Annotated in this window: 12 protein-coding genes; 8 read left to right on the top strand and 4 right to left on the bottom strand. The window is 55.4% G+C overall.

All coding sequences use genetic code 11. The features are described 5' to 3' along the window. The 4 genes from mreD to csrD all read right to left on the bottom strand — a co-directional run bounded on the left by mreD (window position 1) and on the right by csrD (window position 4,835). The gene (gene mreD, locus JLG71_RS02510) at window positions 1-489 is read right to left on the bottom strand and encodes a rod shape-determining protein MreD (protein WP_004125830.1); all 489 of its coding nucleotides are present in this window, start codon (window positions 487-489) and stop codon (window positions 1-3) included. After that, window positions 489-1,475, bottom strand: a complete 987-nt coding sequence (gene mreC, locus JLG71_RS02505; RefSeq protein WP_004106252.1) for a rod shape-determining protein MreC — start codon at window positions 1,473-1,475, stop codon at window positions 489-491. Before mreC ends, mreD begins: the two co-directional genes overlap by 1 nt. 70 nt (window positions 1,476-1,545) lie before the next feature. Next, a complete protein-coding gene (gene mreB, locus JLG71_RS02500; protein ID WP_002918653.1) occupies window positions 1,546-2,589 on the bottom strand; it encodes a rod shape-determining protein MreB in 1,044 nt (347 codons plus the stop codon). A gap of 305 nt (window positions 2,590-2,894) precedes the next feature. Beyond that, the gene (gene csrD / locus JLG71_RS02495; RefSeq protein WP_025108487.1) at window positions 2,895-4,835 is read right to left on the bottom strand and encodes an RNase E specificity factor CsrD; all 1,941 of its coding nucleotides are present in this window, start codon (window positions 4,833-4,835) and stop codon (window positions 2,895-2,897) included. A 219-nt stretch (window positions 4,836-5,054) separates the two neighbouring features. Here csrD and acuI point away from each other — a divergent pair, with 219 nt between their 5' ends. The 8 genes from acuI to prmA all read left to right on the top strand — a co-directional run bounded on the left by acuI (window position 5,055) and on the right by prmA (window position 12,621). Beyond that, a complete protein-coding gene (gene acuI, locus JLG71_RS02490) occupies window positions 5,055-6,029 on the top strand; it encodes an acrylyl-CoA reductase (NADPH) (RefSeq protein ID WP_025108488.1) in 975 nt (324 codons plus the stop codon). A 77-nt stretch (window positions 6,030-6,106) separates the two neighbouring features. Next, window positions 6,107-7,108 (top strand): protein-methionine-sulfoxide reductase catalytic subunit MsrP, encoded by a 1,002-nt coding sequence (gene msrP / locus JLG71_RS02485; protein WP_014227018.1) that lies wholly within the window; start codon window positions 6,107-6,109, stop codon window positions 7,106-7,108. Continuing rightward, entirely contained in the window at window positions 7,108-7,707 is a 600-nt protein-coding gene (gene msrQ, locus JLG71_RS02480; RefSeq protein ID WP_025108489.1) for a protein-methionine-sulfoxide reductase heme-binding subunit MsrQ, read from the top strand. Before msrP ends, msrQ begins: the two co-directional genes overlap by 1 nt. Window positions 7,708-8,100: 393 nt before the next feature. Further along, window positions 8,101-8,574 (top strand): acetyl-CoA carboxylase biotin carboxyl carrier protein, encoded by a 474-nt coding sequence (gene accB, locus JLG71_RS02475; protein ID WP_004125844.1) that lies wholly within the window; start codon window positions 8,101-8,103, stop codon window positions 8,572-8,574. Between the two features lie 10 nt (window positions 8,575-8,584). Next, window positions 8,585-9,934, top strand: a complete 1,350-nt coding sequence (gene accC / locus JLG71_RS02470; protein WP_004125846.1) for an acetyl-CoA carboxylase biotin carboxylase subunit — start codon at window positions 8,585-8,587, stop codon at window positions 9,932-9,934. A 110-nt stretch (window positions 9,935-10,044) separates the two neighbouring features. Further along, a complete protein-coding gene (locus JLG71_RS02465; RefSeq protein WP_004125848.1) occupies window positions 10,045-10,287 on the top strand; it encodes a YhdT family protein in 243 nt (80 codons plus the stop codon). After that, on the top strand, window positions 10,277-11,728 hold the full coding sequence (gene panF / locus JLG71_RS02460; protein ID WP_032751512.1) for a sodium/pantothenate symporter: 1,452 nt from the start codon (window positions 10,277-10,279) through the stop codon (window positions 11,726-11,728). The genes JLG71_RS02465 and panF overlap by 11 nt, the downstream gene beginning before the upstream one ends. 11 nt (window positions 11,729-11,739) lie before the next feature. Beyond that, on the top strand, window positions 11,740-12,621 hold the full coding sequence (prmA, locus tag JLG71_RS02455) for a 50S ribosomal protein L11 methyltransferase (protein WP_014227021.1): 882 nt from the start codon (window positions 11,740-11,742) through the stop codon (window positions 12,619-12,621). Window positions 12,622-12,691: the final 70 nt, after the last annotated feature.

The following is a 12,691-nucleotide window of genomic DNA, read 5'->3' as shown; positions in this document are numbered from 1 at the left end:
TTATTGCACCGCAAACTGCTGGCGCACTTTACGCATCAGCAGGAAAATCCATGGCCAGAGCACACCGTTTACTACACTACTCCAGAACACTTCCGGACGGAAAGAGACGTTGATCACTAAAAACTCTGCCCAGAAAACAATGATATCCACGGAGAGGGATAACATGACCACCACCAGCGCCTGTTGCCAAAGCGCCAGGTTGCGGAACAGTTGATACTTCAGCGCAACCAGATAAGCCACAATACTTAATGATAGTGCGCGAACGCCAAGCGTCGACCCGCTGATGAGATCGAGGATCGCGCCCATCACAAAGCCTGTGCCAACGTTAACCCGGTGGGGTAGCGCGAGGATCCAGTACAACAGGATAAGCAATACCCAGTTTGGCCGGTAGACGCTAATGTCCGCCGGCCAGGGCATAATCTGCAGCAATAGTGCGATAAGAAACGAGAGCCAGATAACCCAGCGTCCCTGGCTACGGTAACTTGCCACTATTGCCCTCCTGCTGGCAGAGGCTGCTGTGGCATACCGGTTGCCGGCGCGGGCATCTGCGGCCCCATCGCATCCGGCGCAGGCAGAACCTGCGGCATCATCTGCATCAGGCGTTCATTCGCTACGCGATGAACCTCTTCCGGCGTCATCGGATTCGCGCCGTTGCGATCGGCTCCCCACAGCAGCAGCAGATAACGCAAGCGCTGCAGACCGGCAGTCGGACGCGCCTGAATCACCGTATACGCACGCTGCGTATCCAGCTTAACGGACGAAACCACCCCGACCGGATACCCTTCAGGGAAGCGGCCGCCGAGACCCGAAGTGACCAGCACGTCGCCGACGCGAATATCGGTATTGGCCGGCAGATGTTCCAGCTGTAAATCGTCAGTACAACCGTTGCCTGCGGCAATGACGCGAATATCGTTACGCAGTACCTGAATCGGTAACGCATGCGTGGCATCGCAAATCAGCAGCACGCGGCTGGTCAGCTTCGCGACCGCGACCACCTGACCCACAACGCCTTTATCACTGATAACCGGCTGGCCTTCGTAGACGCCGTTAACGCTGCCTTTATCGATAACCACCTGATCGCTATAGGGGTCGTTAACCGTTGAGATGACCTGGGTCACCATTTTTTGCTCGTCCTGGCGCAGCGGAGAGCCCAGCAGCTCGCGTAGACGCGCGTTCTCCTGTTTGTACTGACCCAGCATCAGTAAGTCGCTGTTCTTGAGCAGCAACTCCTGACGCAGCGCGCGATTTTCCAGTTCGAGCTGATCGCGGGTGGCCAGCGTTTGCGAAACGCTATCCAGCAGTTCCCGGGGACCATTAGAGACAAAGTAGAAAGGGCTGACGGCTGTATCCATGTACGTTCGAATTTGGCTGAACGTACCCAGGCGGCTGTCGGCGATTATCACGCCAAGCGCCACCAAAACCGCCAGAATAAGGCGAATCTGTAGCGACGGGCCACGGCTAAAAATTGGCTTCATAGGCTATGCGTATTCTCGTGTCAGTTAAGATCGGGGCAGCCGTAGGCCAGCTACCCGGATCTCAGGCTGACTACTCTTCGCTGAACAAGTCGCCGCCGTGCATATCGATCATTTCCAGTGCCTTACCGCCGCCACGAGCGACGCAGGTCAGTGGATCTTCTGCAACTACGACAGGGATTCCTGTCTCTTCCATTAACAGACGGTCAAGGTTGCGAAGCAGAGCACCGCCGCCGGTCAGAACCATCCCGCGTTCGGAGATATCGGAAGCCAGCTCCGGTGGGCACTGTTCCAGCGCGACCATCACCGCGCTGACGATACCGGTCAACGGTTCCTGCAGCGCTTCGAGGATTTCATTGGAGTTCAGAGTAAAGCCGCGCGGAACGCCTTCAGCAAGGTTACGCCCGCGAACTTCGATTTCGCGGACTTCATCACCCGGATAAGCGGAGCCGATTTCATGCTTAATGCGTTCTGCGGTCGCTTCGCCGATCAGGGAGCCATAGTTACGACGGACATAATTAATAACGGCTTCGTCAAAACGGTCGCCGCCGATACGGACAGAAGAGGAGTAAACCACGCCGTTAAGGGAGATGACCGCCACTTCAGTGGTACCGCCGCCGATGTCCACAACCATTGAACCGGTTGCTTCGGAGACCGGCAGGCCTGCGCCGATCGCAGCCGCCATCGGCTCTTCAATCAGGAAGACTTCACGGGCGCCAGCGCCCTGTGCGGACTCACGAATCGCGCGACGTTCAACCTGGGTCGCACCAACCGGCACGCAGACCAGCACGCGCGGGCTCGGACGCATAAAGCTATTGCTGTGCACCTGTTTAATAAAGTGCTGGAGCATTTTTTCGGTAACGAAGAAGTCGGCGATAACGCCGTCTTTCATTGGGCGAATAGCTGCAATGTTGCCCGGTGTACGCCCAAGCATCTGCTTCGCTTCATGACCCACAGCGGCGACGCTTTTCGGCGATCCGGCACGATCCTGACGAATGGCCACAACGGAAGGCTCATTCAATACGATGCCTTGTCCTTTTACATAAATCAGGGTATTCGCGGTACCCAGGTCAATGGACAGGTCATTGGAAAACATGCCACGAAATTTTTTTAACATACTAAGGGATAATCCTGAAAGCTGGGGCGGAAAACAAAATCCGCTTACTTTACCAACCACGCGCAGCAGCGACAAGGCGCAAAAATCATCTGCTGCGGTGAAAATTAGTGCAGTTCGTTACCTTTGTTACAAATTTGACTGAGTCCGTCCAACGCAGAAATCTTCAGCAGCGCTCCGCGCTTGAATCTGCAACCTGTCAAAGGTCATTCACTGGCATTTACATTGCGACAATCCGGCAGGTAGACAAGCACACCCCCATCACTATGGCGCGCATTATTCTACGTGAAATCACGCTAAACGGCAGATCAAACAGAGTATCTTTGCGAATATTTTTTCACATTTGTGTCAAGTGGCTGTGAGGCGGCAAAAAATTCCCCCTGGCCACCGGTAACACCGCATTGAGACAGCACCTGCCACTCGCTTCGGCTGAGTACGCCGGTTGCGAAAACCTGAACCGGCATTCCTTTACAGGCTTCTACCAGGCTCTGCACCAGCAGCTGATTTTCACTGCGTTTTTCTATATTGCGCGATAACCCCGAATGCAGCTTAATCACTTCAACATCGAGCTGCTTGATCCAGCTGGTTCCAACCAGCGTCAAACCGGCCTGAACCACGGCAATTCGAATACCTAAAGCGTTAACCAACCGCATAACCGGCTGCAGGCGGCCGATATATTGACAAACATCCGCCTCTGCAAGTTCAAAAATAATACGTCGACGGTGCGATTTTTCGCATTGCATCAAAGTATCGCGCAGCCAGCGCTGGAATCGAGGGCGGATCAAGGACTCGACCGTCACCTGCAGCGCGAGGTTTTCTTCCGGCCAAAAGCCTAAAAACGGCAGCAATCGCGTAATTTGCAAACGGTCATACTCCTCCGCCAGGCCAAACTGCAGCACCATCGGCATATATTCGGCCGCAATCACCTCTTCCTTACCATCATAAAGACGGCACATTAGCTCACGATGATGTACGCGACCATCACGAGTGACGGCGGGTTTCTGGTAAAGTCGCGGGCCGCCGCGGCTAAGCATTTGCTCGATAAGCGTACGCCAGCGCACGTTGCCACGCCCTTTCTCCGGCAGAGAATCGTCATAGACGGCCCAGCTGTTGCTGCCCTGCAGCACCGCATTACGCGTGGCCGCTTCCGCATGCTCCATTACCTGGGCCGCCGTTTGTCCGCTGCGGAAAGCGCAGATCCCGATATGCATCATATCGTCACGATCGAGAATTCGCGTCGGCGGCAGGGCATCCATGGCTTTCAGGAGTAACCCGGCAATGCTGTCCGCCTCTTTCAACGTGCGATGCGGAAGCAGGACGGCAAAATCGCTGCGGTGGTAGCGAGCCAGCAGTGCGCCAGGGTAGCGCATAATAAAAGTGGAAAGCATGTTGATCAGCGTAAAGTAATGTTCTTCGGTCGCTGCGCGCCCCCAGTTATCGCGCAGCAGGTCGAAATCCGGCAGGCGGATCATCATTACGATGCCGTATGACCCCACTTTCTCCTGATCTTCAAGCAGCGTCGACAGCTGATTATCAAAAAATAATCGGTTACTCAGCCCGGTTTTTGAATCCTGCGCGACATAGGAACGGATCAGGGTATCCATGCGGCTTCGCTGATCGCTGGCGAACTGAAGTTCGGATAGCAGCATATCCAGCGCGCTACTGGTATTCGCTGGCCACTCGTGTACCGACCCTCGCACCTGCGGTCCGCGTTCGCCATTAAGAATACGCGCAGTGCGGAGTTCCAGTAGCTCCTGGCCCGCCAGCTGGCGACGGATCCAGCGCACGGAAAAAAAGATAATCAGCACCATAAAACCAATGGCGATGGAGAGCGGCGCGGTGATGTGCAGTGAACGGAAGTAATTGGCCATCGGATCCAGGTACACCAGATGGATTGCCATACCGGGCTGCTTGAGCGACGGTACCGTGATATCGCGAAACTGATTGCTGCTACCTAAAGGACGATAGTTATCGGTGCGGGAATGGCTATAGACCGATTTGCCATTAAGCTGAAAGTCAACGCGCGTCGCGTCGATCGGCGTCATCAGCTCATCCATCTGCGGTTCAATCTGGTCAAAAGACATAGAGACCAGACGGTTATCCAGCATGGTCGCCACCGCCTGAACGCGGTTGGTCATTTTTAGCTGAATGCCGTTGTAAAAACTCAGCGAAGCGCCAATCAGCGTGACAAAGATCGTCAGGCTGGTGAGTAACGTGACAAACGCTGAGAATTTCGTCGTTAATCGCATCCCTGTGTTAACTCCGCGTGTGAATGACTACCCGATAAACATCCGGGCTCCTGTGCTGGCGCCTAAACTAAAGTAAGCACTAACTTTCTAAAGAGCGACGCATACTATCAAAGCTGGCGCATCTGGCAATTTATTGCGTTACATCGGTGTAATAATGCCGTTAGCGAGTATAGTCTGCAGAAAAAATTTTCCAATCATCCAACCTATGAGGACCGGCGCATGCAGGCTTTAATCTTAGAACAGCAGGATGGCAAAACTCTCTCTTCGGTGCAAACCATTGACGCCAGCCAGCTGCCGCAGGGGGATGTGACAGTGGATATCCACTGGTCCAGCCTCAACTATAAAGATGCGCTGGCCATCACCGGTAAAGGAAAAATTATCCGCAACTTTCCGATGATTCCTGGCATCGATTTTGCCGGTTTTGTCCACAGCAGCGAGGATCCGCGTTTCCACGCCGGCCAGCAAGTCCTGCTGACCGGATGGGGCGTGGGGGAAAACCACTGGGGCGGACTGGCGGAGCGCGCTCGCGTTAAAGGCGACTGGCTGGTGGCGATGCCGCAAGGCCTGGATGGTCGTAAAGCCATGGTCATTGGGACCGCCGGTTTCACCGCGATGCTGTGCGTGATGGCGCTGGAAGACGCCGGGGTTCGTCCGGAAGATGGCGAAGTCGTGGTCACCGGGGCCAGCGGCGGCGTCGGCAGCACCGCGGTCGCTTTGCTGCATCATCTCGGGTACAAGGTGGCGGCGGTTTCCGGGCGCGAAAGCACCCATGAATATCTTAAAAACCTCGGCGCGCAGCGCATTCTTAGCCGCGATGAGTTCGCCGAAACCCGCCCGCTGGAAAAACAGCTGTGGGCCGGTGCCGTTGATACCGTTGGCGATAAGGTGCTGGCAAAAGTGCTGGCGCAGATGAACTACGGCGGCTGCGTGGCGGCCTGCGGTCTGGCAGGCGGCTTTGCCCTGCCCACGACCGTGATGCCGTTTATTCTGCGTAACGTGCGCCTGCAGGGCGTTGATTCGGTAATGACGCCAGCCGCGCGCCGGGCCGAGGCCTGGCAGCGTCTGGTGCGCGATCTGCCGGAATCCTTCTATGCGCAAAGCGCGACGGAAATCTCCCTCGCCGAAGCCCCTGAATTTGCCGATAAGATCATGACCAATAAGATTCAGGGGCGCACGCTGGTTAAAATCGCCTAATCTGCAATTTTTCGTGACATATTCGCAATAACGCTCCGCCTCCGTCATGCTAAGAAAAACGCACGACGGAGGATGCCATGAAATCCAAAAAACTGACGGAAGCCGACGTAACGGCAGAATCCGTTTTTATGCTGCAGCGTCGCCAGATCCTGAAAATGTTGGGAATTAGCGCCACCGCCCTTTCCCTCTCACCCTCCGCGCAAGCTGACCTGCTGGATTGGTTTAAAGGCAACGACCGCCCGCCGGCGCCGGCAGGTAAAGCGCTGACGTTCGATAAACCGGCGCAATGGCAAAACACTCTCACGCTCACGCCGGAAGATAAGGTATCAGGCTACAACAACTTTTATGAGTTCGGCCTGGATAAAGCCGATCCGGCGGCCAATGCCGGAAGCCTGCGCACTGATCCCTGGACGCTGACGATTGGCGGCGAAGTGGCAAAACCCCTTACGCTCGATCATGACGACCTGACCAGCCGATTTCCGCTGGAAGAGCGAATTTACCGGATGCGCTGCGTCGAAGCCTGGTCGATGGTGATTCCCTGGGTCGGCTTCCCGCTGCATAAATTGTTATCGCTGGTCGAGCCCACCAGCAATGCGCGCTACGTCGCGTTTAAAACGCTTTATGCGCCTGAGCAGATGCCGGGCCAAAAAGACCGTTTTATCGGCGGCGGGCTGGCGTATCCCTATGTCGAAGGGCTGCGGCTCGACGAGGCCATGCATCCTCTGACGCTGCTTAGCGTAGGCGTGTATGGCAAAGCGCTGCCTCCGCAAAACGGTGCGCCGGTCCGACTCACCGTGCCCTGGAAGTACGGTTTCAAAGGGATTAAGTCTATCGTCAGTATCGAGCTGACGCGTGAACGTCCCCCCACGACCTGGAACCTCGCCGGACCTGAGGAGTATGGCTTCTACGCCAACGTCAATCCGCACGTCGATCACCCCCGCTGGTCGCAGGCAACTGAGCGCTTTATCGGCGCAGGCGGCGTACTCGACGTCAAACGCCAGCCAACACTGCTCTTCAATGGCTATGCTGACGAAGTGGCTTCGCTCTACCGGGGCCTGAATTTGCGGGAGAATTACTAGTGCGCCTGACTGTAAAGCAGATTACCTGGCTGAAAGTGTTTCTCCATCTGGCCGGATTTTTGCCTTTTGTCTGGCTCTTCTGGGCCGGACATCAGGGGTATTTCAGCGCCGACCCGGCAAAGGATATCCAGCACTTTACCGGTAGGATGGCTCTTAAATTCCTGCTGGCTACCTTGCTTGTTTCGCCGCTGGCGCGCTACGCTAAACAGCCGTTATTGATACGCACCCGGCGCTTACTTGGTTTATGGTGCTTTGCCTGGGCTACGCTGCATTTGACCAGCTATACGCTGCTCGAACTTGGGATTAACAATCTGGCGCTATTGGGTACAGAAGTCCTCACCCGCCCTTATCTGACGCTGGGGTTAATCAGCTGGCTGATTCTGCTGGCGCTGGCGGCGACGTCAACGCAAGCGATGCAGCGAAGATTGGGTCGTCGCTGGCAAACATTGCATAACTTCGTCTATGTTGTCGCGATCCTCGCCCCCATTCACTACCTGTGGTCGGTGAAGATTTTATCCCCCCAACCGCTCATTTATGCGCTGCTGGCGATCCTGCTTTTAGCATGGCGATATAAGAAGTTCCGCCAGTGGTGGCGCTAATTCCGGATATGTGCAGTTTCCCGCAGTTCTTTTATCAACCGCCACTCTTTACACGATAGCGGTTGATAATCTTCCCTGATAAGACCAGTATTTAGCTGCCAAATGCTACGAAATCGTTATAATGTGCGACTTTGGTTTTCCTGACGGGCTTTTTGAGTCCCGAAAAGGTGACAATCGCGCATCGAAGGTATATTTTGTTTTTTACCCGAGAATGGCAGAAGATAGCCGCATATTGGCCGATAAGTTTCGCTTTTTGCTTTCGAGCATCGGAGGCTTAACCTGTCGGCTTCTGAAGAAGCGCGGCGTCTTGCAACAGCAGTAATTCATATGCTTTACAGACGGTGCTAACACGCCTGTCACAATCACACTAAACAAAGAGTACGGAACCCACTCATGGATATTCGTAAGATTAAAAAACTGATCGAGCTGGTTGAAGAATCAGGCATCTCCGAACTGGAAATTTCTGAAGGCGAAGAGTCTGTACGCATCAGCCGTGCCGCGCCAAACGCAGGTTTCCCGGTGATGCAACAGGCTTACGCCGCACCGATGATGCAGCAACAGCCAGCGCTGTCTAACGCAGTCGCCTCTGCGGCAACGCCAGCAATGGAAGCCCCTGCGGCAGCGGAAATCAGTGGCCACATCGTACGTTCCCCAATGGTTGGTACTTTCTACCGCACCCCGAGCCCGGACGCGAAAGCCTTCATCGAAATCGGTCAGAAAGTTAACGCGGGCGATACCCTGTGCATCGTTGAAGCCATGAAAATGATGAACCAGATCGAAGCCGATAAATCCGGCGTGGTGAAAGCCATTCTGGTCGAAAGTGGTCAACCGGTAGAATTTGACGAGCCACTGGTCGTCATCGAATAACGAGGCGAACATGCTGGATAAAATTGTTATCGCCAACCGCGGCGAGATTGCATTGCGTATCCTGCGTGCCTGTAAAGAACTGGGCATCAAGACCGTTGCTGTGCACTCAACGGCGGATCGCGATTTAAAACACGTATTGTTAGCGGATGAGACGGTCTGTATCGGCCCGGCTCCGTCCGTAAAAAGCTACCTCAATATCCCGGCGATTATCAGCGCTGCTGAAATCACCGGCGCGGTGGCTATTCACCCGGGTTACGGATTTTTGTCCGAAAACGCAAACTTCGCTGAGCAGGTTGAGCGTTCCGGCTTTATCTTTATCGGCCCGAAAGCTGACACAATCCGCCTGATGGGCGACAAAGTGTCTGCGATCACCGCGATGAAGAAAGCGGGCGTTCCGACCGTACCGGGCTCTGATGGCCCGCTGGGCGAAGATATGGACGTTAACCGCGCCCATGCAAAACGCATTGGCTACCCGGTGATTATCAAAGCCTCCGGCGGCGGCGGCGGTCGCGGTATGCGCGTTGTGCGTAGCGATGCTGAGCTGGCGCAATCCATCTCCATGACCAAAGCGGAAGCCAAAGCCGCGTTTAACAACGACATGGTGTATATGGAGAAATACCTGGAGAATCCTCGTCACATCGAGATCCAGGTACTGGCTGACGGTCAGGGTAACGCTATCTATCTGGCTGAGCGCGACTGCTCCATGCAGCGTCGTCACCAGAAAGTGGTCGAAGAGGCGCCAGCGCCGGGCATTACGCCGGAACTGCGTCGCTATATCGGCGAGCGTTGCTCCAAAGCGTGCGTCGATATCGGCTATCGCGGCGCGGGTACTTTTGAGTTCCTGTTCGAAAACGGCGAGTTCTATTTCATCGAAATGAACACCCGTATTCAGGTTGAACACCCGGTAACCGAAATGATCACCGGCGTCGACCTGATTAAAGAGCAGCTGCGCATCGCAGCCGGCCAGCCGCTGTCCATCAAGCAGGAAGAAGTTGTGGTTAAAGGCCATGCGGTGGAATGCCGTATCAACGCCGAAGACCCGAACACCTTCCTGCCGAGCCCGGGTAAAATTACCCGCTTCCACGCGCCGGGCGGTTTTGGCGTGCGCTGGGAGTCTCATATCTACGCGGGCTACACCGTGCCTCCGTACTATGACTCAATGATCGGTAAGCTGATCTGCTATGGCGAAAACCGTGATGTCGCGATTGCCCGCATGAAAAATGCGCTGCAGGAGCTGATTATCGATGGCATCAAAACCAACGTTGATCTGCAGATTCGCATCATGAACGACGAGCATTTCCAGAATGGTGGCACCAATATCCACTATCTGGAGAAAAAACTCGGATTGCAGGAGAAGTAATTCTGCCATCGCTGCAAAAGGCCGGATAATCCGGCCTTTTTTCTTTTTCTCTCCTCTCCTCTTTTCCATGCGGTACAATCCCCGCTTTCTTTATCCTCAAGGGACAAAAAATGGACAAACGCTTTGTTCAGGCCCATAAAGAGGCGCGCTGGGCGCTGTGGCTAACCCTTCTCTATCTTGCGGCCTGGCTGGCTGCCGCCTATCTGCCGGGCGTCGGTATTGGCCTAACCGGCCTGCCGCACTGGTTCGAAATGGCCTGCCTGCTGGTACCGCTGGTGTTTATTCTGCTGTGCTGGGCGATGGTAAAAGTTATCTATCGCGATATTCCTCTGGAGGATGACGATGCAGCTTGAAGTCATACTGCCGCTTATCGCCTACCTGCTGGTGGTGTTTGCTCTCTCCATCTATGCAATGCGTAAGCGCGCAACGGGTTCCTTCCTGAACGAATATTTCCTCGGCAGCCGCTCGATGGGCGGCATTGTATTAGCCATGACGCTTACCGCTACCTATATCAGCGCCAGTTCGTTTATAGGCGGCCCCGGCGCGGCCTATAAATATGGCCTCGGCTGGGTGCTTCTGGCGATGATCCAACTTCCGGCGATCTGGCTTTCTTTGGGGATTTTGGGTAAGAAATTTGCCATTCTGGCGCGCCGCTATAATGCCGTAACCCTGAACGATATGCTCTTTGCCCGCTACCAAAGCCGTCTGCTGGTCTGGCTCGCGAGCCTGAGCCTTCTGGTGGCGTTTGTCGGGGCAATGACGGTGCAGTTCATCGGCGGGGCGCGGTTGCTGGAAACCGCAGCGGGTATTCCCTACGAAACCGGTCTGCTGATTTTTGGCGTGAGTATCGCGCTCTATACCGCGTTCGGCGGTTTTCGTGCCAGCGTCCTCAACGACACGCTCCAGGGAATGGTGATGCTGGTCGGCACTATCGTCCTGCTGGTTGGCGTCGTTCATGCGGCGGGCGGGCTACATAATGCGGTAGAAACCCTGCAAACCATCGATCCTAAGCTGGTTTCCCCGCAGGGGGCTGATGACATTCTTTCCCCCACCTTTATGACCTCCTTCTGGGTGCTGGTCTGCTTCGGGGTGATTGGCCTCCCGCACACCGCCGTTCGCTGCATCTCCTATAAAGACAGCAAAGCGGTGCACCGGGGAATTATCATTGGCACCATCGTGGTGGCGATCCTGATGTTTGGGATGCATCTTGCGGGTGCGTTAGGCCGGGCGGTGATCCCGGATCTGACGGTGCCGGATCTGGTCATCCCGACGCTCATGGTGAAAGTCTTGCCGCCCTTTGCCGCCGGGATCTTCCTCGCCGCGCCGATGGCCGCCATTATGTCGACGATCAACGCCCAGCTGCTGCAAAGTTCCGCTACGATCATTAAAGATCTGTATCTGAATCTGCGCCCCGAGCAGATAACAAATGAAGCCCGGTTGAAGCGGATGTCGGCAACGATCACCTTGCTGCTGGGCGCTTTACTGCTGCTGGCAGCCTGGCGTCCGCCTGAGATGATTATCTGGCTCAACCTGCTGGCGTTCGGCGGCCTGGAGGCCGTGTTCTTATGGCCGCTGGTGCTGGGCCTGTACTGGGAACGCGCGAACGCGAAAGGGGCGTTGAGCGCGATGATCGTCGGCGGCGTACTCTATGCCATACTCGCCACTTTTAATCTGCAGTACCTGGGCTTCCATCCGATAGTGCCCGCGTTGCTGTTAAGCTTATTGGCTTTCCTGGTCGGAAACCGGTTCGGTACCTCCGCCCCGCAAGCCGCCGTATTGACTACTGATAAATAAAGAGTTTTGCCATGCCATGGATCCAACTGAAACTGAACACTACCGGCGCGAACGCGGAAGAGCTGAGCGATGCGCTAATGGAAGCGGGTTCCGTTTCCATTACTTTCCAGGATACGCACGACACGCCGGTATTCGAACCTCTGCCGGGCGAAACCCGTCTGTGGGGCGATACTGACGTTATCGGCCTGTTTGACGCCGAGACCGATATGAAAGAAGTGATTGCGATGCTGGAGCAGAATCCGCTGCTGGGCGCCGGTTTCGTGCATAAAATCGAACAACTGGAAGACAAGGACTGGGAGCGCGAATGGATGGATAACTTCCACCCTATGTGCTTCGGTAAACGCCTGTGGATCTGCCCGAGCTGGCGCGATGTGCCGGATGAAAACGCCGTTAACGTGATGCTCGACCCGGGCCTGGCGTTTGGTACCGGTACGCATCCCACCACGGCAATGTGCCTGCAGTGGCTGGATGGCCTCGATCTCGCGGGCAAAACGATTATCGATTTTGGCTGCGGCTCAGGCATTCTGGCCATTGCGGCATTAAAGCTGGGCGCCGCGAAAGCTATCGGTATTGATATCGACCCGCAGGCCATTCAGGCCAGCCGCGATAATGCCGAGCGTAACGGGGTTTCTGAACGCCTGGAACTCTATCTGCCTAAAGATCAGCCAGAGGCGATGAAAGCCGATGTGGTGGTCGCAAACATTCTGGCCGGCCCATTACGCGAACTGGCTCCGCTTATCAGCGTGCTGCCGGTTACAGGCGGTCTGCTGGGGCTTTCCGGCATCCTTGCCAGCCAGGCGGAAAGCGTTTGTGAAGCGTACGCCGATCTCTTTAACCTCGATCCCGTCGTGGAGAAAGAGGAGTGGTGCCGGATCACCGGTTATAAAAAGTAATCTCCCTGTGGCCTCATCGCAGGCCACCGCTTTTCGCGCTTTCTGTACAAAATCATTCGCTCAATGAGAA

The sequence above is a fragment of the Klebsiella michiganensis genome, from assembly GCF_015139575.1.
GTDB classification, from domain to species: domain Bacteria; phylum Pseudomonadota; class Gammaproteobacteria; order Enterobacterales; family Enterobacteriaceae; genus Klebsiella; species Klebsiella michiganensis.
The sequence above is the reverse complement of the archived record's forward strand: the minus strand, read 5'-3'. Positions and strand labels throughout refer to the sequence as shown.

Bases quoted from the DNA above. Each gene is read 5' to 3' on its own strand.
- mreC (WP_004106252.1), bottom strand. From the start codon at position 1,475: ATGAAGCCAATTTTTAGCCGTGGCCCGTCGCTACAGATTCGCCTTATT.
- mreB (WP_002918653.1), bottom strand. From the start codon at position 2,589: ATGTTAAAAAAATTTCGTGGCATGTTTTCCAATGACCTGTCCATTGAC.
- csrD (WP_025108487.1), bottom strand. From the start codon at position 4,835: ATGCGATTAACGACGAAATTCTCAGCGTTTGTCACGTTACTCACCAGC.
- acuI (WP_025108488.1), top strand. From the start codon at position 5,055: ATGCAGGCTTTAATCTTAGAACAGCAGGATGGCAAAACTCTCTCTTCG.
- msrP (WP_014227018.1), top strand. From the start codon at position 6,107: ATGAAATCCAAAAAACTGACGGAAGCCGACGTAACGGCAGAATCCGTT.
- accB (WP_004125844.1), top strand. From the start codon at position 8,101: ATGGATATTCGTAAGATTAAAAAACTGATCGAGCTGGTTGAAGAATCA.
- accC (WP_004125846.1), top strand. From the start codon at position 8,585: ATGCTGGATAAAATTGTTATCGCCAACCGCGGCGAGATTGCATTGCGT.
- JLG71_RS02465 (WP_004125848.1), top strand. From the start codon at position 10,045: ATGGACAAACGCTTTGTTCAGGCCCATAAAGAGGCGCGCTGGGCGCTG.
- panF (WP_032751512.1), top strand. From the start codon at position 10,277: ATGCAGCTTGAAGTCATACTGCCGCTTATCGCCTACCTGCTGGTGGTG.
- prmA (WP_014227021.1), top strand. From the start codon at position 11,740: ATGCCATGGATCCAACTGAAACTGAACACTACCGGCGCGAACGCGGAA.